9 protein-coding genes and 1 tRNA gene are annotated in these 22,363 nt (G+C 48.9%); 7 read left to right on the plus strand and 3 right to left on the minus strand.

Going from position 1 to position 22,363, the window contains the following annotated elements; translation table 11 throughout:
• Nucleotides 1-17: 17 nt before the first annotated feature.
• Entirely contained in the window at nucleotides 18-275 is a 258-nt protein-coding gene (locus ACO08K_RS12365; protein WP_421796709.1) for a hypothetical protein, read from the minus strand.
• Between the two features lie 378 nt (nucleotides 276-653).
• Between ACO08K_RS12365 and ACO08K_RS12370 the strand changes: the two genes are divergently transcribed.
• From ACO08K_RS12370 to ACO08K_RS12390, 5 genes are all read left to right on the plus strand, one after another.
• Nucleotides 654-3,020, plus strand: a complete 2,367-nt coding sequence (locus ACO08K_RS12370) for a S8 family serine peptidase (RefSeq protein ID WP_421796710.1) — start codon at nucleotides 654-656, stop codon at nucleotides 3,018-3,020.
• Nucleotides 3,013-6,438, plus strand: coding sequence for a DUF6603 domain-containing protein (locus ACO08K_RS12375; protein WP_421796711.1), 3,426 nt, complete (start codon nucleotides 3,013-3,015; stop codon nucleotides 6,436-6,438). Before ACO08K_RS12370 ends, ACO08K_RS12375 begins: the two co-directional genes overlap by 8 nt.
• Nucleotides 6,439-6,449: 11 nt before the next feature.
• On the plus strand, nucleotides 6,450-9,884 hold the full coding sequence (locus tag ACO08K_RS12380; RefSeq protein ID WP_421796712.1) for a hypothetical protein: 3,435 nt from the start codon (nucleotides 6,450-6,452) through the stop codon (nucleotides 9,882-9,884).
• 81 nt (nucleotides 9,885-9,965) lie between these two features.
• The gene (locus ACO08K_RS12385) at nucleotides 9,966-15,551 is read left to right on the plus strand and encodes a hypothetical protein (RefSeq protein ID WP_421796713.1); all 5,586 of its coding nucleotides are present in this window, start codon (nucleotides 9,966-9,968) and stop codon (nucleotides 15,549-15,551) included.
• Nucleotides 15,551-17,389 (plus strand): hypothetical protein, encoded by a 1,839-nt coding sequence (locus ACO08K_RS12390; protein WP_421796714.1) that lies wholly within the window; start codon nucleotides 15,551-15,553, stop codon nucleotides 17,387-17,389. Before ACO08K_RS12385 ends, ACO08K_RS12390 begins: the two co-directional genes overlap by 1 nt.
• Nucleotides 17,390-17,524: 135 nt before the next feature.
• Here ACO08K_RS12390 and ACO08K_RS12395 read toward each other — a convergent pair whose 3' ends face one another.
• Both ACO08K_RS12395 and ACO08K_RS12400 read right to left on the minus strand, forming a co-directional pair.
• Nucleotides 17,525-18,022 (minus strand): Fur family transcriptional regulator, encoded by a 498-nt coding sequence (locus ACO08K_RS12395; protein ID WP_421796715.1) that lies wholly within the window; start codon nucleotides 18,020-18,022, stop codon nucleotides 17,525-17,527.
• 10 nt (nucleotides 18,023-18,032) lie between these two features.
• On the minus strand, nucleotides 18,033-20,267 hold the full coding sequence (locus ACO08K_RS12400; protein WP_421796716.1) for a RelA/SpoT family protein: 2,235 nt from the start codon (nucleotides 20,265-20,267) through the stop codon (nucleotides 18,033-18,035).
• 280 nt (nucleotides 20,268-20,547) lie between these two features.
• Here ACO08K_RS12400 and ACO08K_RS12405 point away from each other — a divergent pair.
• Both ACO08K_RS12405 and tig read left to right on the plus strand, forming a co-directional pair.
• Nucleotides 20,548-20,632 (plus strand) — tRNA-Leu (locus tag ACO08K_RS12405).
• A gap of 213 nt (nucleotides 20,633-20,845) precedes the next feature.
• Entirely contained in the window at nucleotides 20,846-22,258 is a 1,413-nt protein-coding gene (gene tig / locus ACO08K_RS12410) for a trigger factor (protein WP_421796717.1), read from the plus strand.
• Nucleotides 22,259-22,363: the final 105 nt, after the last annotated feature.

A 22,363-nucleotide genomic window follows, 5' to 3' on the forward strand; every position in this document is an offset into this window, starting at 1 on the left:
GACGGGAGCAAGGGACTCTACTTCCCCTTCACCTCTTCAAACACTACTTCCTCAAAATTAGCGGAATCGTGATTTTTATGCCCTTGAGAATAGCGGCCCACCCCACAATTGCCTGCAGCACATCCAAAGGCAAACAAGCCCATTGAGGCAAAATACCCACCCAACAAAATGCCAATCCACTGCTGCTCCAATACAGACTGGAAAACAATGTAAGTGCCCATTGCCAGGTACAATACTCGGGTGAGGGTCCATCCGGTTAAAATTCTTTCTTTCATGGTCGTTTGTTGAAGGCAGATTGAGTTTGATTTCTACAAATGTCGGGGAAAGAAAGTTGAGGAACAGTGATTTTGGTTACAGAAAGGGAGTGGGAGAAACAATCAATAGACTTTTGTTGAATTCGAAACACTTTCAAGCCCAATTAGGAACGGTGTTTTTTGCGCCCCGTAGATTTATCTTGTTTCCCCCTCTTGCGCAGTTGTTTATTTTTCAATAAATTACCCTTTGAAATCTCTCGTACGCTAATAGCTCTCATTCCATCACGCTTTAGTTTTGCCAAACAAGGCCGATTCTTACCTCCAAAGAAATCTTTTCGAACACGCCTTAAACACTGGACTTGGCTTCAAGAGGGCTAAAGTCAACTAAAATCCATAAGAATGAGTAATCTATCTGCAGAAGTACTACTTCTTTTGTATGAATACGAAACTAACTTATCAGCTATTGGTGAGCGTTCTCTCTCTGATGTTGCGGAGGATCGTGCTGAATCGCCCTCTACTTCGGTTTTTATCACCTTTGAAAATGACTTGAATCCTTTATTAGCGCTAGGTTTCAATTTGCTTACGCAAGCAGGCAATATCGCTGTTGGCACAATAGCCTTAAATAAATTGAGAGCACTGGCAGCTCATCCAAATGTATTGAAAATTGAGCGCCCGGATTCGCCCGAAATTGGCCTAGATGATAGCATACCCCATATCCGTGCAAATCAAGTATGGACGCGAAGTGGGGACGATTTTACTGGTTTTTCTGGAAATGGAGTAGTAGTTGGCATTATTGATACGGGGTGTGATTATACCCATCGGTCTTTTCGTAAAGCAGATGGATCCACTCGCATCTTGCGCATATGGGATCAGACCATAAATCCTGCAAATGGCAGTCCCGAAACCAGCCCGGCAACGCTCAACCATGCGACCCTTGGACAGGCCATCGTTTCACCTTATGGGGTTGAATACAAGGACCAGGATAGCAATAACACCATCCCTACAATCGCCCGCGCTTTAGCCAATAGCGACAATCCTTTTAGTATCGTTCGCCACCGCGATACAGATGGACATGGTACACATGTAGCTGGTACGGCTGCTGGCAATGGCAAACAAAATGGGAATTGCCATGGCGAATATCACTATATAGGCGTTGCCCCGGAGGCAGACCTAATTATCGTTCGCCTGAGAGGGTTAACACAAGGCGATCCAGCGACCACAGGATCAGAAACAATTGACGCAATTCGATATATTATTGACCGGGCTGGCTCCAAACCTGTGGCCATCAACCTAAGTATTTACAGTAATATTGGCCCACGTGATGGTACGGGCGGTGGAGAAGTTGCCATTGATGCCATTCTTAACGCCTTTGGACAAAAAGTTGCCATTGTTTTTATTACAGGTAATGAGAATGATGACAAGCGACATGCAGCAGCCTCGGTTCCTCCCAATAACGGCACTTTTGACCTGGGTTTTAGTATCCCCGCTGGAAATAATTCTCCGGTGGAAATAGATGTACGCTATGCTGGCGGGCCGCTTCAAGCGGCACTTCAAGCGCCTAATACTCCAATCTCGGGATTTGCTTCCATCGGGACTCCGGTTACTGTAAACCCAACTGCTGGAGGATCCGTTACGGTAGGTGTATCAAACAGTACGATTAGAATCTCATTTACTCCTCCCTCAAGCGGCACGCCGCCTGTAAACGGGAACAATGCGCCTGGTAATTGGATTTTGCGGCTTCGCAATCCCACGGCAAGCGCGGTGAGTTTTCACGCCTGGAGTACGCAAAAAAAAGGACCTGGTTTTGCCAACAATGTTTCTACCGATTCTACACTCTCCAGACAATCAACGGGTCGAAATATCATTGCTGTCGGAGCGCACATCATAAATGGTAAATCAAGCGGTGAGCGCGCTTCTTTTTCGGATAAAGGCCCTGCACTTTTTTCATTCGACCCAGCCGATCCATTCGCTGCGATCAGACCCCACTTAACGGCACCTGGTGTTGATATAACAGCTCCCGCAATTGCCAAATATCGATCAGATGGCGACGATTGTTGCAAGTGTTGTTGTTGTGTTGACTACTATCGTGACGATCAGGGCACCAGTATGGCTGCGCCACATGTAACAGGTGCCATAGCGCTCATGTTTGAAAAAAATTCCAATCAGTCATTTACAACTATTCGGAATATTTTGACTGCGTCCACTGTTCGGGATGCACATACAACCAATGCCCCTAACAACAACTTTGGATTTGGCAAATTAGATGTTAAAGCTGCCGTCGAAATGGTAACTCCGGTAAGCGCAACGCCCTCCAACATACCTGTCGTTGTAGCTCAACCCTCAGAAACCCGGACTGGGAATATCCAAGATGCATTGGCTCCTACCGGAGTATTGGGCAAGTTTGCTGAAACCGAAGCCGGACAGATGTTATACGACTTGGGAAAGCGACATTTTGAAGAAGTACGCACCTTGATTAACACCAACAAACGAGTAGCTACCGTATGGCACCGCAACAATGGTCCGTGGTTGGGTCATCAGGCCATCCGATGTGTCATGATTCCCGATGTCGTATTCCCCTCAGAATTTGCAGGCACCTCTGTTGTTGCCCGCGTGGAGCGATTTGCGGAAATACTTCACCGTTATGGCAGTAAAGAATTAAAAGCGTCACTTGATTTGGTGTTACCCATTGCGGTGCAACTACCGGGCAAAAGTCTGAACGAAGCAACTCATTTTTTGCAAGAAGAAAATCCCAGTGCATATGCCTAATAATGCTGGTACCATTGAAACGATTTTGGGCCAATTGGCCGATGCCTTGGAACCAATGGCTGAAGAGGTAGGCTCGGGACTGATCCATAACCTGGGCATTGCATTGCCACCCTCGGTTCAAAACAATGGAGCCCTGAATAGCTCCATGCAATCGCTTCGGTCTTCCACCCAATCATTACCGGGTGCAGTGACACAGTTGTCGCAGGCGATATCAGCTGACAATATTGGGGACATCATTGCCAAAAGTGTGGCGCTGGGCCAGAAAGTTGCGGAGGTGATTGCCTCTATGGTGCAGACTGCAAATGCCTTAAATAGTTTGTCGGCGGGATTAACTCCTGCACAACAAGCAAAAATCCAGGGATTAGCCACGGAGCTCGCACCGCGCCTTTTGGAGTCATTTGCCGTACGTTTATTGGAAAAAAAATTGCCACAACTGGCGGGTTTGCTCAATATGCTTGGTTTTGCTGAAAGTACAATTGAAAATGCCAATGCATCAGATGACATAACCCCTCCGTATATCAAGCGCAGTCTCCATTTTGATAGAATAGTCGACCTTATTAAAGACCCTCCAAAATACGCCCTGGGCGTTTATGATTGGGCCGCCCCTGGCTTTGACGGGCGCAAAATGCTTACCAAAATACATCAGTTCTTTGAAGTATTGGGATTCCCCGCCCAATTGGTCGAAGCGGGCCCACAGCCTGTGATCTTAGAGGCATTTTTATTGGGCTTACAGGCAAATACCTCCGTGAACCCACCTGGACTTGGATTTGAACTGAGGTTTCCAGGCTTACAACCCATCAATCAGACTTTTCAGCTCCCCGAGCCGTGGTCTTTTGTATCAACATTTTCGGGCTCATTCAATCCTGGCGTAAGAGGTTTAATAGAAGCACCCGCCAAAATCACCATGCAACCCCTATCAGGCGGCTTGTCCTTAAACCTAACGAATAGTTTAGTTGCCCATCGTAATGACCGCCCCTTGTTATTGATTGGACTTCCGGGCGGCACCCGCCTTGAAGCAGGAACCATTGCCTTCGGCTTGAACATAGAGGCCAGCCTGAATGGGGCCAATGCACAGGCTACACCAAGTGTTACCTTCCGGGTAGAGCATGGTAAATTAACCATTGATTTTAGTGGCAGCGACGGTTTCCTGAGTACCGTCATACCGTTTGAAGCCATTTCTGCCGAGTTCTCGTTAACTGGAGACTTGCGCGCGTCAGGAATCCGGCTAGAGGGTAGTGGCGGCATCGAACTGGCTTTCCCTTCGCACATTACACTTGGGCCTATCGAGATCGATCGCCTGTATTTTGTGGGCACTTTCGGCTCCCCTAAGCCGCTTGGTTTGGAACTTTCATCCGCTATTAAACTCAGTCTTGGGCCTTTGCAGGCTTCAGTCGATCGTCTTGGTGCTTTAGCCTCGTTCGACTTTCCTGCTGATGGTAAAGGCAACCTTGGCCCAGTGCAGTTTGATCTCGGTTTTAAACCGCCCAATGGCGTGGGCCTGTCCATCGACGCTGGTGTAGTGAAAGGTGGTGGTTATCTTTATTTTGACTTTGACAAAGGGGAATATGCAGGAGCCTTGGAGATCAACCTGCTCAGCATTGTGACGGTCAAGGCCATCGGCATCATCTCGACCAAGATGCCCGATGGTTCGGATGGTTTCTCTCTACTTATTATCCTGACGGCAGAGTTTGGTACTGGCATCCAGTTGGGATTTGGCTTTACACTGCTTGGTGTGGGTGGATTACTGGGCCTCAATCGCACGATGAAGCTGGAGACCATTGCCCAGGGTATCCGTACGGGTGGTTTGGACAGCATCATGTTCCCGCAGAACATTGTAGCTAATGCGCCTCGCATCATTAGCGACTTGAAAAACTATTTCCCACCCGAAAACGACAAGTTCCTGATTGGTCCAATGGTCAAAATTGGATGGGGTACCCCTACGCTGATCAGTCTTTCACTTGGCGTCATCATCGAAATTCCGGGGAATATTGCCATTGTCGGTATCCTCAAGGTGGCCTTACCAACCGAAGAGGCCGCCCTGATCCTTTTACAGGTGCAGTTTATCGGTGCTATCGAATTCGATAAAAGTCGCGTATGGTTTTTTGCCTCGATGTACGGATCTCGCATTTTGTTCCTGACCATTGAAGGCGAAATGGGCTTGTTGATGGCCTTTGGCAATGATGCCAACTTTGTAGTAAGCATAGGCGGTTTTCATCCCTCTTATACGCCACCGCCTTTGCCTTTCCCAAGCCCGATGCGCATTGCCGTATCAATCCTCAATCTTTCGTGGGCACGTATCCGGGTGGAAGGCTATCAGGCAGTTACGTCCAATACCGTTCAGTTTGGTGCTAAAATCGATCTCTTCTTTGGCTTCGACGTAGCCAATGTTTCGGGTTTCCTGCAAATGGATGCCTTGTTCCAGTTCTCTCCATTTTATTTTATCGTAGAAATATCTGGCGGTGTATCGTTCAGTGTATTTGGGATAGGCTTGTTCTCCGTACGTCTGGCATTTGCCCTCGAAGGCCCGGCGCCATGGCGTGCGCGTGGTTCGGCTTCCATTTCGTTGCTGTTCTTCGACGTTTCAGTTGATTTCGACGAAACCTGGGGCGACAGCGCCGACACGACCATCGATCCGATCGAACTGTTACCTGTATTAGAGGCAGAATTCAACAAAAATGAAAACTGGAAAGCAGAATTGCCGCCGTCGAGCAACTTGTTGGTTGCCCTGCGCCAATTACCAGAGACCGATCCGCCCCAACTCATTTTGCATCCTGCTGGCTTCCTGCGCATTTCCCAACGCAAAGCGCCTTTAGGGATTAACGTCGACAAAGTTGGCTCAGAAACGGTCACGGATGGAAAAATTTTTACAGTAACATCGGACATCAATACTGGTTTCGGCAAAAAAGGCGACAGCAAGGAAGATTTTGCCATAGCGCAATATCAAACGATGAAAGACAGTGAAAAACTGTCGCGCCCAGCTTACCAAAAAGAAAAAGGCGGCTTGGATTTGTCGGTTCAGGGCCTGCAAAATCAGGTATCGAAGGGCGTACGCCGTACGGTACGCTACGAATTGGAGATCATCGATATACCGAAAAAGAAGAAGCGGTTGTTCCTCTCTCTCTGGATTAGCGGTTTGTTTACCCACTGGCTGAAGGGCAGTTCCATTGCGGTATCGCCACTATCGAAAGCCTCGAAGGAATTGTTACAGCCCTATTCCGTAGCGGAAAAGGTCAATGCGCAAAGCGAAGGCTATGCCGTAGCTCTCCAGTCGAACAACAAAGCAATTTCCCGCGATAATCAGTTGATGTTGTTCGACAGTGAAGCAGAAGCCCGCGATTTTCTGATTGCCCGCGCAATAGCCGATCCGCTAGAAGCGGAAACCTTGCATGTGATCCCTCAATATGAAATGAACAACTAAACGACAACAAGATGAGCCAACCCTTAGCTAACTATACCTTTCTTCCTTGGCTGCGGCAAGGTATTGCCGGGAAAATCACCGCTGCCCACGGCGATACCAACGTCAAATTGCGAGCTGAAGTCAATGTGGCGCTCGAAATTACTTCAAATGCAGGTGGAAAAAAGAATGTCAGCCGAGCTGTACAAATATATGGTCCTGGTGATCTGACCGGGGTTGAATCGAAGGCCATTGTTCGAACAGAACCGCGCGACTGGGTAACCAACTTTGAACCAAATTACATGGCCTTCATCGAGTTTTACGATGAAGACTTCCCGTGGCGTTACACTCCTGCTGCTCCCAACGGCCACCGCTTGTTTCCCTGGCTACAATTGGTAGTCCTTAAAGAAGGTGTGCTGGAAGAGGGCATTCTTCAGGATGCTGAATTTGAGGAGGGCAAAAATCTGCAAGACCGCCCCTTAGCATTTATCACGGTCAGTAACCCTGAAACGAAGTTTCCTGATCCGGCAGAGCTTTGGGCTTGGGCGCATGTCCATGTCAACGGTAGTTTGGATATGCCAATCATTTCAAGCAATGGAAATACCCTGAGTGGAAATTTAGAAAACATGTTAAACAGCAACCCAGATCTCGCAGGTTCGCGCATCCTTTGCCCCCGGCAGTTGGAGCCAAGCACGCGGTATCATGCCTTTTTAATGCCTGCTTTTGAGAGCGGTCGTTTAGCGGGACTTGGGTTGAACCCTGACGACGCGCCGTTTGCAACACAACCCGCTTCAGAGGCCTATCAAAACAAGCCCGAAGCCCTAAACTTTCCTTACTATTATCGCTGGCAGTTTCACACCAGCACCATCGGTGATTTCGAGTACCTGGTTCGGCTGCTCGAACCCAAACCGGTCGATTCCCGAGTCGGACGCCGCGACATGGACGTTTCCAAACCTTTGCCCGGCAGCGATCTGATTCCTGCACTGAACGACCCTAATGTACAAAACATCCTTCGTCTTGGTGGAGCATTGCGTGTACCCGTAAAAACAATGGAGTGTGAGGATCAAAAGGAATATAGAAAATACGAAAACTGGGCCACTCGTGCGGGTACCATACCACACCCCTGGCAACAAAAATTGGCGAGTTTCATCAACCTGGCCGACGACTATCGCCAGGTAGATGTAGCCACTGCCAATGCTGACCCAAACCTGAATATTCCACCTGACGAAATCGGAGATCCACTCATCACTGCCCCGCTCTACGCACAATGGCATGCGCTGACAGAGCGCCTTTTGGTCAAATCAGATGGGACACCCGTCTCAAATGCGGACAACTGGGTGCATGAACTCAACTTGGACCCACGCTTCCGCGTAGCAGCCGGTTTTGGTACCAAAGTGGTGCAGACCAATCAGGAAAAATACATGGACGCTGCCTGGAACCAGATCGGTCGGGTATTGGAAGTTAACCGCCGCATCCGCTGGGGACAGTTGAGCGCGTTTGCCAGTGGATCATGGCACGAGAGGTATTTTACGCCCTTGGCGCTGAAACGACCCGAACTGTTTATGATGCGCGCTGCCCCAATCCAAAAACGGGTCATCAACCAGGGTTTAACCATTTATAATGCTGTAAAAGAAAGCCCTATTCCTCAAACGCTCTTGTCAGCACCTATGCGCAGAGCCATCCGCCCTGGTAACCGATTGTCCAAAAAGCTTCCATTTGACGAAAAAACATCTCTTGCCAACCTTCTTACCCGTATTAATGCAGGCGAGGTTTTGGTGGCACCGCCGAAAGCTGTGCCCCCTGGGTTACCAACGATCAACAAGGTAGATGATGATATTAAACACAGTTTAGTTGTCAATCCAGAATTGGGCGGCCCGACCCTTCCACACCTCCTTGTCAACCCATTATTGAAAAACATAGTCCTGATTTTGGCTACCCTCATTCTGGTCGTTTTACTTGTACTTTATTTTGTTTTTAACCTGAGTTGGACATTGACGGGCATAGGCGCGGCGACGGTTATTGGCCTATTGAGCTTGTATTGGCGATTGAGTGGTTATTCCACTGATGAACCGAGTACACTTCGAGAGGAGGATCAGACGCCGGAAATGGTCAGTAAGCTGCCCAAAATACCAGATTTCCGTATCACAAAACCTGGGGAAGAATATCGTCCACGACCCGGCGACAAGGACAGCACCGAAGCCATACGCTTCAAAAATGCGATTGCGGGTCTAAATGAATTGTTGTTGATTAGTAAAGAAGCGGCCCCTGAGCCGCTACCCAAAAAGGCGATAGCAGTGAAGGAAGTCGCCCAAGTGTTCAATGCGGAAATCGTACCCCAAAAGACAGTTTCGGCCCGTGTACTCGCTACTGTGGCGATCCCGAAGCGTTTATTGGATTTTGTATTTGAAATCTTCGACGATGTCATGGAATACCCCATCATCGACCAGCCGATGTACGAACCGCTCAAAAACATTTCGTCCGAACTATTCCTGCCCAATATCCATTTGATTGGCCCCAATACCATTTCGCTGTTGGAAACGAACCAAAAATTCATTGAGGCATATATGGTGGGTCTAAACCATGAGTTTGCCCGCGAATTGCTGTGGAGGGAATACCCAACCGATCAGCGGGGCAGTTATTTTCGGCAGTTCTGGGACACCAAAGGGTATTATGAACCCAATGAAAAACCTACTGAACAAAAGAAAGAAGAACTTCGGGATATACCGGAACTTCATATTTGGCCAGGTGCATCCAAACTTGGCACCCACGACAATCGTGAAGTGCTTAGTGGTACCAGCGAGGAGGAAGTGGTATTGGTCATCCGCGGGGAGTTATTGAAAAAATATCCCAATACGGTCATTTACGCACAAAAAGCTGATTGGGTCAAAAAAGAGGACGGCTCCAACCAAAACGACCTTACCGAACCACGCGTCCTCAGACCTATACCGACCGGTCAGGAAGACAAACCACCTCGCAGCATTGTACGCACACCTTTGTATGAGGCACAGGTACAGCCGGATATTTATTTTTTTGGGTTTGACCTCACGGCAGAAGTTGCATTAGGCGAAAGCGGCGAAAATCCCGATGATGATGCTGGATGGTTCTTCGTCTTAAAAGAACGTCCGGGCGATCCTCGCTTTGGATTAGATAGCCCAATCAGCAATGCTGGAATTCCAAGCGTCATTGATGGTTGGAATGACTTAAGTTGGAAAGACGAATTGCTCAATTCGCGCAAGCACCTAAAAGCGGCTCAAAACGTCAATCTCAATTTTGTGGAACCCGATCAAATGGATAACGGCGTGCTCAACCCAGTCTGGGAGCAATACAATGACGATAAAAACGTCACCTGGGCAACGAATGTCAGTGCCGCTGAACTGGCCTACATCTTGTATCAGGTACCCGTTATGGTTGCAGTACACGCCGCCGAAATGCTCCCTAAGCAATCGGATGTGCCCTGCGAGGATGACTGAAAAATGGAATGAGAGATTGAAAACAACTTCACCTTAATCAACTACCTAACTTAAACCCCTAAACTCGAAACGCGCAATAAAATGGCAACATTCGAACAAATACGGGATCAATTGGCCAAAGACTCGACAGCGCTCGAACAGGCTCAACGCGAACAATTCATGGCTCGCGAACAGGCCAAAAAAAGCGTGGAGGGCCTTAACAACCTGGGGCGGACGTTCCAACCCAATGACCAAGAGTCAATCCGGGATCAGGCAAAACTCAAGGAACGTTTGGATCGAAACAACGAACGTTACAATCATCTGAATGGCTTGGCTAGCGACATAAACGGCCGATTGAGCGACCTGTGGCAGACATTTTTGCCATTTACTGACCCAAGAGAAAATATCAACCGGCTCAATGACCGCGTCCCCATTTTGATGTTACCGGTACGGATTGAGACACGTTTTAAAAAATTAAACACCCCCGGCACGCCCGTCGAGATGCAGCAGTTATGGGTGCGGGTTTATCCTGACGATTGCAGCATTGACAATTTTGAACCGGATATTTCGGAAACTGAAGCCACCAATGCCCGCAAATTTTGGGCGGGGTATTGGGCTGCCGGAGGGGTGGTTGAAAATGAAAAAAGCGCCTGGCGTAATTTTGTTGGCGCACATGGAGCTGGCAGAGCCGGCTACATCATCCAGAAATACCGCCCGCTGAATGAAGCCAGTGCGCCAGTCAAAGTGCCTGCACCTGCTGAAGAAGTGATTCTGACCATCGCCGACAATATGGAACTGAACGCAAGCAGCAGATTAGCGCTCGAATCCTATTGGAAAGCCATCTGGAAAGCCGACGGAGAACCTGTCCAAACCGACAATGCATGGAATGACTTGGTAATTGCAGCAGGCAACGAAGACAAGGCCAATCAACTGCGCCGCGACTATCGTCCTGGTAACTTATCCGAGCGCCCACCAACATTGCCTAAATCGCAGGCAGATGTCCGGGTTGTGTTTGTTGATTTTCCAACAGAGGATGACTTCCCTACCAAGCGATTTTCTTGGTCGAGACCCGCTACAGCAAAGCTGTTGCCTGAACGTTTTGTGGTATTGGCCTACCGGAATGGGGAATTGGTACATCAGGAATTGGGCAAACTTATCCCAACGGATTTACAGATCGGCCCCGACCCTGGAAATGAAGAACAATGGCAAAAAAACAAAGAAAAAGGCACAATCGATTGGGGCAATAAACTCGACTGGATGGTTGATTTCGACAAAGCGGTTGAGCAGGGCATGGGCTTCAGGATCAACCTGAGCGCCGCCGATATTGCCGGAGGGTTTGACCGTTTGCTTGTGTTAGGTGTGCGCATTGCATTTGACGCCGAAAAAGGCCAGACTGAACTCGGAGCTTTACTCGAACAGCATTCGCACAGCAAGAGTGGACTGGCCTTATTGCCGCAGGGTGTTGCTACCAACAACACCGAAAACGGCGATTCCTTTTTCCTGCGCACCGATGATGTTGACGATAGTTTTGAAGTTTTTTTAAAAACTAAAAATCAGTTTGAGCCGGAAAACAACCCCACGTTGAAGCGGGATGGCCAAATACTCGCTGAATCCTTAGGCGTGCCTTTGTCTGTTTTTCAAAAAACGCCCAATGCTGGTCAAACCGACCAGTGTGAAGCCCGTGCCATGAATACCGCTCTTTGGCCCGTGACATTCGGGCATTTTATGAACACAGAAATGGATCGGGTATTTACGGAAGGCGACGAGCGGTTTGTGCGGCAATTCTTTACACGCCAGGTGAGTGGGCGTGGCCCTGTACCCGCTCTGCGCATCGGCAAACAACCTTACGGCATATTACCCGCTTCCCCATTCAAACGATTGAGTTGGGTGCGTCAGATGGCTGATACACCAAGCAACACAACCCATGCGGTACTTCAAAACAGCCGCTTATTGCCTTTGTACAACCTGCTGTTGAAGATTGAAGAGACATGGCGCCTGCTTTCCAATAAGGTGTCATGGGTGGGCAAGCCGCTGCAAGCTGGTGGCCCCGACGCGCACCAGATCCTGCTGGATATCCTTGGGTTGCACCCGACATCAGAAGAATATTTTTATCGGTATGCACATACGATAGATTATCTGTACAATTTCTATCAAATCTTAGAACTGGGGGGGCACTTTGTCAAACTTTCCAAGGACGGGAAATACACCTTGGACGCGCTCTCACTATTGAATCAACTCGGTTACGACGATGAACCACCAGTGATATTGGAAAAAGTATTTTTTGGAAAGCAGCAAGCGCTAGGAAGATTCCTTATTGACGACCGCCCCTTGTCCGAAACGGAAGTCATCCGCACCTACACCACTGATCCTGCATTGGCACCAACGGCAGCTTCGCGTAATTATCTGCAATGGATGCGTGAAGCAGTCAACACCGATATGGAAAATTTGCGGCTGCAAAAAGGATTTTTCAATAACACACCTCCCTCAGCTTTGTTGTATATTTTGTTGCGTACAGCATTTTTACAAGGTTATCACAAAACAAGCCTGAATATTCGTTATGCCGCAAAACAACTTGATGACATTACCTTCAAAGCGGCGTTGAAAGAAACGCCATTTATCAATGTAACGGAGCAAAAGACCGTCACGGAAAGCCGCTGGGAAACCCTTTATTCTCCTGTAAGTGTACAGGAGCCAAAACTGATGAAGGATCACATTCGACTCAATTTACATGAGCTGGAAGAGGCGCGCCAGTTGCGGGAACAAATTGATGCCTTGAAGCATCTTGAAAATGCCCCGACGGCGCGACTGGAGCGCTTGCTGGCCGAGCACATCGACTGCTGCGCATACCGATACGATGCATGGCGCATGGGCTTGCAGGCTGTTCAACTGGGCTTTATGCGCCAAAACCAACAACAACAAGATAGCCAGGGCATCTACATTGGTGCTTATGGTTGGGTTGAGAACCTCCGCCCCGATCCGCGTGTTCTTTCTCCCGTTGAATTGCCCTCCGATTTGAAAGATTTCTTCGAGCAGGACAATCGGCAGCCCCTCTTAAGTGACAATACCAATGGGGGGCACATTATGGCCCCCTCCATCAACCATGCCATCACTGCAGCCGTGTTGCGCAACGGCTTCAAAAACAACGCTGCACCTGGAGACCCCGACGCTTTGGCGGTTGACTTAAGTTCAGAACGGGTGCGACAGGCGCTTGCGATCCTCGAAGGCATGCGCAACGGACAAAAATTAGGTGCTTTATTGGGCTATCGCCTGGAACGTATTTTGCACGACCGCGACGACAACCTCGAACTTGATCGGTTCATTTTCCCGCTGAGAAAGGCATTTCCATTGGTCGCCAATCGCATAAAGAAAACCGTCAAACAAGACGTTGGTATATCGGCTGTAGAAGCGCGTAATGTACCTGATGGCCTTGCTTTGGTAAAACATGTTACCGAAACGGGCCCAATGATGTATCCATATGGCAAAGCTGGAATTTTGCCCACTACCACAACCGCCGCCGAACGCAGCGCATTAGACGTCGCTGTAAAGCATATTGTTGACCTTCGCGACGCCGTTGCCGATTTAGCTATCGCTGAAAGTGTACATCAGGCGGTGATGGGGAACCACGAGCGCACCGCAGCCAACCTGGACGGCTATGCAGGTGCGTCGGTGCCCACTGAACCCGAAGTCGTGCGTACGCCGCGTAGCGGAACAGCGCTCACGCATCGCATCGGCATCCATTTTGATCCGGCAGCAATAGCGCCACCTGGTTCCAATCCACGGGCTATGGCAGAACCTGGCGTTCAGCGCTGGCTGGAAAAAACACTACCAGAACCACAAAATATCGCCTGCGTCGTAGAGTTTCTGCCGCGCAACGCCGCAAGTACAACAACCTTAACCATCGATGCTGCACAGTTGGGCTTGCAGGTAAGCGATCTGCTGTATCTTCAGGCGACAGAACGCCGACAGTCCATGTCTGTACTGGACGATCTGTTGTTGGCTCATGTGGTCGGAACGCAAGATATACACCCCGGTTCAGGCATTACCATCCAATACACGACCCCTGTACTTAACAAAATCAGTCTGTTTGAGATCAATCCGCTGTTGGAAAGCGTCAGTACGGTATTGCTCTCGGCGCGGCCATTGGCGGCTACCGATGTATTGCCTCCGGCTGAAGCTTCAAGAGATTATGCTACCGAACCTTCTTTGCCTGAAACACGAGTTACGGCCGTGCGCACAAGCTTGTCTCTTTTTTTGACCAACGATGTGACGCCATTGCTCAATGATTTACAGTCGAGATTCGACCCACTGCCAGTTCAAGAGGCGTTTTTAATTCAAAATATCGACCAGTTTATCCTTCGACTCCGCGCCACGACCGGACCAGCCAGCCTTTTTGGCCTTCGCAACAGCGGTATAGCTGACGCCTGGGATACGCGGCAACAAATTTTTACTGCCCTTATCAACAGAATAAAAACCTACGCGGACAGTTGGGATTTGCGTGTAACAGAGTTTGATGACCTGATTACCGAATACCAGACTGCTCCGGCAGATCAGCAAAAAGACTTGCTTCTGCGTGCCGAACGCACCTTGTCAGTTACGTCTACCGATCCCACCACGATTGTCGACTTGGAGACGTTCCGTTTGTCCCTTCAAACCACGACTAAAGTGGCCTTTGCCAACCGACTGACCCAGATACGCGCTTTAGTAAGTGCCAATGGTCAAGCGCTGTCGGCGTTGATTGCAGCGGCTGAGGCTTTGGACAATTCTGCTTTTACCTCTATTTCGCTCAATTTATCCGATGAAAAACAAAGCGTGGTATTGTTGGCCGATAAAATTCGCCTGCAAGTTCAAGCCCTTCAAACGGTACTGCAAAAACGTTTAGATACAGCTGATGGTTTCCTGGCAGGATTGCCAACAGCTGCGGACGCTAATGCCCGTGTATCCTTGCTACTAAGTGCCGGGCAAGCATTGCTGGGGGAAGATTTTCGCTTGTTCCCTGCCTTTACCCTGCGCAACGAACATGGCAACGAATGGGCAAATGCCTTTGCAGATCGTGATCGTTTATTGCAATTCGCCAAAGCATCAACACCATTCCCAACCGACGACTGGCTGTACGGCGTAGCTCGTGTGCGGGACAAAATGCGCCACTACGAAAATATTTTGATGCTTAGTCAGGCTTTTGAGCGTACTGCGCCAGAGCTAATACCAGTGCAATTCCCTTACGTTCCTGCCCCTGAAACCTACAATTGGCTTGGTATGGCATTTTCCAATACCATGAAAATGGACACGGCGGATCCGCTGTTGTACACGGCGCACTATGTCGACCCTAATTTTTTCAATACAGCAGCACCGATATGTGGTGCCCTCGTGGATGAGTGGACGGAAGTTATTCCCGTTCGACAAGAGACAGCGGGCTTGGCATTTCACTACGATCGCCCAAATAATGAAGCACCACAAACCTGGCTCTTGGCCATGCCTGCGGGTTTCAGAGGCACCTGGGAATGGAATGATTTAGTGGATTGCCTGCATGACACCTTAGACTCGGCCCGTTTACGCGCCGTTGAACCCATGCACATCGACGGTACGCCTTATGCGGCATTTTTACCAGCCATTATTGCTTCTACTGCAAGGAGAGAGACGAGTATATTTACCAATTTTGCCTTGGCAACGGACATAAAACAAGTACTGTGATGGAACTTAACTATGTTGTACAAAATATTCAAACAGAAGTACTGATCGAACGCTTGTTTCCCACTGTCCTGACCTGGAATCGGCTGGAAGGTCGCCCGCGGCGACAGGATACTTTTGACCGTTCTTTGCGAGCTGAGGTGCGTGACGCATTATGGATGATTTGTCGACAGTGGCAGTTGGGTGAATTTCAGGGTGACGACGCAGGTTCGCCCATAGAAGCGCAGATCATGATTGACGCTCAGCCCCTGCGCAAATATCAGCCAGGGGGAAAACTTGTACAGGTATACAATCCAGATGTGCCAATGGAAGCTCTTGTGGAACAGCGACCTTTGCCTTTTGTACAAAAAGAACAGGTAATGTCACTGGATATTCGCCTGCAAATGGGGCGCCAATGGCTCAAAATGATCACTCCACTAGGCAATTTCACAGTGGCTTACCGCCTGGCATTCCCCATTGCTAAGCCTGACCCGAAACAAGCGACTGATGCGGGTATCTGTGCGCATCAGGAGGTTTGGCAACAATTTGCCGCTGTGGCGGGTCGCGCAATGGACGGTTATGCATTGTACCAGCATTTAAAAACGCCTGGCAATAAAGCCTCTGATGTAATAAATCCCGTTCCACCCAATGCCGCTTTGATCGATGCAGAGGGGGTAAAATTTGTGCAGTGGTACGAGGCATTGTACTTCCAGCCAGAAAACCCGGAGGAAAACGCATGGCAAGTCTCACATTTAGAATATCAGGTACTATGCGAAGCGGCTGGCGATCGCAGCGTACAAACGCTTGAAGCCGCAGAATACTTCCAAGGGCGTTTAGATTGGTACAATTTCGACCTCGTGGGAAATAAAACACTGCCCGATCCGGACGGTGTTACTCCTGCTGCTTCAACCATTATTCGAGACGTGTTCATCCCCACTGCGTTGACCTTCGACGGGATGCCAAATACCCGCTGGTGGACCTTTGAGGATGGGAAAACCAACTTCGGAGCACTTACTCCCAATAAAACTGATTTGGGTAAAATGCTCCTGATGGAGTTTGGTCTTGTATACGCCAACGACTGGTTTATCATGCCAGTACAAGTCGAAGCGGGGCAAACCTTACTGGTCCGCGGTTTGAGCGTAACCAATGTGTTTGGTGAGCGCATCTGGATTGAGCCTGCCGCCGCCAAACCTGCTGCCGGCCCTACGCTGCGCTGGCGCATGTTTACGCTGAGCAACAAAGGTATTCGGGGGATAGAGGACCTGAGTATGTTGTTGTTGCCCACTGTTCCGAAAGTGCAGGAAAGCGCAGCCATCGATGAGGTGCTGCTGGTGCGCGATGAGATTGCCAATATGGTATGGGGCATTGAGCGCATTATACCTACGCCCACGGGGCGCAGTAAATCGGGCTTTGAGGCGGCTACCGAAACAAAAACCTTCTATCAACAATTGGTTCCCACTGTTGTTCAGGCACGACCCGATCCCGCTGCACCTATCCAATATCAAGTAATGAACAGCGTGCCGGAAAACTGGATTCCTTTCATTGCCGTACACGAGCCAGGTAACAATCGTGAAGTCCGCCTTCAACGAGCTGCTATGCCCCGTCTGCTCGAAGGTGATGCTACTCAACCCAAACGAGTGACGCCCCGCAGCATTATCCTTCGCGAGGGTTTGGATCAGACTCTTTCGTATTTTATACACGAAGAAGAAGTTACCCGGGCCGGCACACTTGTATCACACCGCTACCAGCGTACACGATGGTATGATGGCCGGGTATATAACTGGCTTGGTGTTAGAAAAATGACAGGACGCGGCGAAGCAAATAGTGGGTTAGCTTTTGATCGGATCATTACCGTAAAATAAATTTTGAGCAAGCGCTTATGCCTGCCAACCAGATGGCTCTTTGGCAATTAGCGCTGCTTAGAATTTTTTTATTTCCAAATGGCGACTGCTATGATTGGAATGTACTGCGACGCCCCACAAAGCAGGTGAGACGGCTCAACCCGCCTCCTCCACTTTCTCCTCTTCTTTCACCCTTGTCCTTTCACAAGCCCCGGCGCACTGCCCATACAAATTCAACGAATGGTGCAAGACATTAAACTTCAACAAATCCCCCATCATGTTTTTGATGTTCTGGATCCGGGGGTCACAAAACTCCAGCACCTTGCCACAGTCCACACAAATCAGGTGATCATGTTGCTTGAAGCCGTAGGACTTTTCGTACTGCGCCAGGTTTTTGCCAAACTGGTGTTTTTTCACCAGGTCACAACTCACCAATAACTCCAGGGTATTGTACACTGTGGCACGACTCACCCGGTAGTTTTGGTTGGTCATGTGGATGTATAGGGTATCCGCGTCGAAGTGGTCGTTGCGTTTGTAAATTTCCTCCAGGATGACGTAACGTTCCGGGGTTTTGCGCAGGGCGTGTTGTTCCAGGTGCGCTGAAAAGATACTTTTTACCTCCCGGAGGATATCGTCGAGTTTGTTGTCAGACATTTTCTTTAGTTTAACTTACCCTTGTAACAGTTGAAATGTTCTCCAGGTTGCCTAGTTCTTGGATGGCACGTTCCAATTGGGCGGTATTTTTTACCATCAACTTGATCGTGCCTTCAAAATAACCTTCGTCTCCTTCGATGGTAAACTTGCGGATGTTGAGCCCCAGTTGGCTGGACAATTGGTGGGTCAATCTTTCGATCACCCCTACCCCTTCATCTACGCCGGTTATTTTGAGTTCAGCCACAAAACTAGCATCTTCGGTCACCACCCATTCGGCCTTCATGACCCGATAGCCGTATTGGGCCATCAAATGTAAGGCATTTGGACATTTGGAGCGGTGAATTTTTAAACCTGCGCTTGCGGTGAGGTAGGCAAAAATATCGTCGCCCTGCACCGGATTGCAACAAGTGGCAAAAGTGTATTCAAAACGTTCGGCGGGTTCTCCGTTGATCATCAAACGCGCCTTGACCCCCGGTTTGCGGAATTGCTCCTGGTGGACTTCGGTAACATGACCAGCAACATGATCGGTGACATGTTTGGCAATTTCTGGCGCAATTTCCACCAGTTTACTTGCTTCCACCCTGAATTTGCGGAAAATGTCGGCAATACTTTTGTCCTCTACTGCAATCATGTAGAAGAGGTCAATTTTGGAATTCAACTGGAAGTATTTGAGCAACACCTCTACCCCCTCTTCAAAATCCACCTTGAGGTTGCGCAATTTGCGCTCCAGCGCTTCTTTGCCAATTTCGCCCTTGCGGCGGCGCTCCTCTTTCATCACCGAACGGATTTTGGCTTTAGCCTTACCCGTGGCGACCATTTTTAGCCAATCTTCGGTGGGTTTTTGATTTTTGCTGGTAAAAATCTGTACCTGATCGCCGTTGATCAGTTTGTAGCCCATTGGCACCAACTTGTTGTTCACCTTGATGGAGATGCAGTGGTACCCGATGTCGGTGTGGATGTTGAATGCAAAATCGAGGGCGGTGGCTCCTTTGGGCAACATTTTCATGTCCCCCTTGGGTGTGTAGACGTAGACTTCCTCCTGGAACAAGCTGTTGTTCTTGAAGTCGGTCATAAACTCGATGGCGTCACTGTTGGGGTCATCCAGTACTTCGCGGACACTATCCAGCCAACGCTCGTACACGTCGGGTTGGTTGTTGACGCCTTTGTATTTCCAGTGGGCTGCATAACCGCGTTCCGAAATTTCATCCATCCTTTCCGTCCGAATCTGTACTTCCACATAGCGCCCACCGGGTCCAATGACTGTGGTGTGCAAAGACTCGTAGCCGTTGGACTTGGGCATGGTGATCCAGTCCTTGAGGCGTTCGGGCAGCGGGGTATGTACGTCGGTCACGATGGAATAGGCCTGCCAGCACTTCAATTTTTCTTTTTCCGGTGGCGCGTCGATGACGATGCGAATGGCAAAAAGGTCGTAAATTTCCTCAAAGGGAACCTTTTTGGTATTCAACTTATTCCAGATGGAGTAAATCGACTTGGGCCGCCCGTAAATCTGCGCTTTGATCTTGGCCTCTTCCAGTTTTTGACTCAGGGGCGCGATGAACTCCTGGATGTATTGTTCCCGATCCTTTTTGGTTACTTTGAGTTTATCGGCTACCAGGCGGTAGTTGTCGGGATCGATGATTTTCATGCACAGATCCTGAAACTCCGTTTTGATGTTGTACAAACCCAGGCGATGCGCCAGTGGAGCGTACATGTAACTGGTTTCCGCAGCTATTTTGAGTTGCTTGTGGCGGGGCATTGAGCCCAAGGTGCGCATGTTGTGCAGGCGGTCGGCCATTTTAATGAGCACCACACGCACATCTTCCACGAGGGTGGAGAGTACTTTTTTGAAGTTTTCCGCTTGGGGACTTTCCGAGTTGTAAGCGTTGTCCAATTTGGTCAGACCGTCCACGATCTTACGTACCCGGATGCCAAACTCGTGCTCAATTTCGTCAAGCGTGATGTCGGTGTCTTCCACCACATCGTGCAGGAGGGCACAAGCGACTGCGGTGGGCCCCAATCCAATTTCCTCCGAACAGATGCGCGCCACCGCGATGGGGTGCAATATGTAGGGCTCACCCGATTTTCGCCGTTGTTCGGCGTGGGCTTGCACTGCCATTTCATAAGCTTTGCGGATCATTTTGCTGTCGTCCTCGTCCATTTCGGACTTGATCGAACGCAGCAATTGTCGGTAAGCATCTTGAATCAGCTTTTTCTCTTCATCCTGTATTGTCAGTAGCTCTGCCATCTTGGCTTCCTTTTACCTGGTTTTCAAATCATGGGAATTGTCAGTAAATCTGAGTGGTGTTTTTCGAAAAACGTGTAATAAAATAAAACAAAAATTGATCAAAGCTGGATTTACAAAGTTATAAAAAAACCTGCGCGTTGATGTACCCAGCAAAAAACAAATATTCGAGAGAGAATCTCTGAAATTACAAAAAACATTTTATCTTTGCAACGCTTTTTCAAAAACGGGAACCCAAAGGAGGGCAAAACCGTTCAAAATCAAGGGTTTTAATCCAATATTAGCGGGTATGGCGAAATTGGTAGACGCGCCAGACTTAGGATCTGGTGCCGCAAGGCATGGGGGTTCGAGTCCCTCTACCCGCACCATCAATAATAGAACGTTTAAAAGAGCAAAATTGCTGATTGCTCGGCGTGGATATTTTAGTTGAGAAATTGAGAACTTGAGGAGTTAAGAACAGCCTCTGCCTATGTTGCTGCGGTAGCCTCAACTTCTCAACCCCTCAGCTTCTCAACCCATAAACTTCCACCGCTTTTCTATTCGCTGCACATTATTTGACTTTCTATAAATCTATTGCGATTATGCCGAATGTTGTCAGAGAGGAGATCGACAATCTAAATGCTGTCCTGACCATCACATTGGAAAAGGCAGAGGTAGAACAGAAACTGAAAACAGAACTCAATAAATACCGTGAAAAGGCGGCGATGAAGGGTTTCCGCAAAGGAAAAACCCCCGATACCATGCTGCGCAAGTTGTATGGTAAAAGTCTGTTGGCGGATATCGTCAACGATTCCCTGCAACGCCAGCTCTACGATCACATCATCGAGAATAAGTTGGAAGTTTTGGGTCAGCCCATTCCTTCAGAAGACCATCCTGAGGTTCACCTCGACCCCATTCAGGTCAGCGACTATACCTTCAAATTCGACCTGGGTATCGCCCCCGAGTTCGAAATCAAAGGCATCGATGCAAGCGACGTTTACGAAAAATACAAAGTAGAAATCGGCGACGAGCGGGTGGATGAGGAAATGCTCAAAGCGCGCAAACGTTTTGGCAAACGCATCGTCTCCGAATCTGAAATCCAGGAAGAAGACATGGTCAAACTTCAACTCGCCGAGTTGGAAGCTGACAGTGTCAAAGAAGGAGGCATCCAGAACAGCTTCAGCTTGCTGCTGGCCAATGCACAAGATAGCGCCAAAGCTATTTTGTTGAGCCACAAAGTAGGTGACACCCTGAAAATGGATGTATTCGAACTGGAAAAAGACCGTGATGACGACTTCGTCCGCCGTTATTTCCTGGGATTGGAAAAAGAAGACGAGCGTGAAATCAGCGAGCGGGTTTACCAAATCACCATCGAAGAGGCCAGTCGGGTAGAACCAGCTGAAATGGGCGAAGAGTTTTACAACACCTATTTCGGTGAAGGCCGTGTGACCAGTGAAGAAGAAGCTCGTGAGGCCATCCGTTTGGATTATGGCCAATATTTTGATCAGCAAGCCAACGCCTTGTTGTTCCGCGATTTGCAGGAGCGTTTGTTGGAATTGAACCAATTGCCATTGCCAGAAGGTTTCCTGAAGCGCTGGATTTTGACTTCTAACGAAAATGCTACGCCTGAAACGGTGGACAAAGGTTTTGAATCCTTTACCAAAAGTTTACAGTGGTCTTTGATCCGCAACAAAGCAGCCCGTTTGTTTGGCATCCAGGTGACGGAGGAAGACCTGAAAGCTTATTTTGCCAATCGGGTTTTGTCTTATTTCGGCGGCCAGCTGAACGATATGACTCTGATCAATGGCATGGTAGAGCGCTTGATGCAAGACGAAAAGCAGGTAGACCAGGCTGGAGACGAAGTACTGCTTGATAAACTACAAGCTGCCATCAGCGCTGTGGTGACCATCAATCCAAAACCCATCGCAGAAGAGGAGTTTTTGGAAGTGCTTCGCCAGGCTCAAGCTCAGGCTCAAACCGAGCAAGCAGAGGCTGACCTGCTGGAAGAAGAATAAATAAACTTCAATAAAGCGCTAAGGTGTACTACTTTGTCACCTTGGCGCTTTTTATTTTGTCTGTACGCAACGGGAAAAAAACATCCCTCGATCAACTCTTATTTG

Source organism: Haliscomenobacter sp., from assembly GCF_965225875.1.
In the GTDB taxonomy this organism is placed as follows: domain Bacteria; phylum Bacteroidota; class Bacteroidia; order Chitinophagales; family Saprospiraceae; genus Haliscomenobacter.

Bases quoted from the DNA above. Each gene is read 5' to 3' on its own strand.
- ACO08K_RS12365 (WP_421796709.1), bottom strand. From the start codon at position 275: ATGAAAGAAAGAATTTTAACCGGATGGACCCTCACCCGAGTATTGTAC.
- ACO08K_RS12370 (WP_421796710.1), top strand. From the start codon at position 654: ATGAGTAATCTATCTGCAGAAGTACTACTTCTTTTGTATGAATACGAA.
- ACO08K_RS12375 (WP_421796711.1), top strand. From the start codon at position 3,013: ATGCCTAATAATGCTGGTACCATTGAAACGATTTTGGGCCAATTGGCC.
- ACO08K_RS12380 (WP_421796712.1), top strand. From the start codon at position 6,450: ATGAGCCAACCCTTAGCTAACTATACCTTTCTTCCTTGGCTGCGGCAA.
- ACO08K_RS12385 (WP_421796713.1), top strand. From the start codon at position 9,966: ATGGCAACATTCGAACAAATACGGGATCAATTGGCCAAAGACTCGACA.
- ACO08K_RS12390 (WP_421796714.1), top strand. From the start codon at position 15,551: ATGGAACTTAACTATGTTGTACAAAATATTCAAACAGAAGTACTGATC.
- ACO08K_RS12395 (WP_421796715.1), bottom strand. From the start codon at position 18,022: ATGTCTGACAACAAACTCGACGATATCCTCCGGGAGGTAAAAAGTATC.
- ACO08K_RS12400 (WP_421796716.1), bottom strand. From the start codon at position 20,267: ATGGCAGAGCTACTGACAATACAGGATGAAGAGAAAAAGCTGATTCAA.
- tig (WP_421796717.1), top strand. From the start codon at position 20,846: ATGCCGAATGTTGTCAGAGAGGAGATCGACAATCTAAATGCTGTCCTG.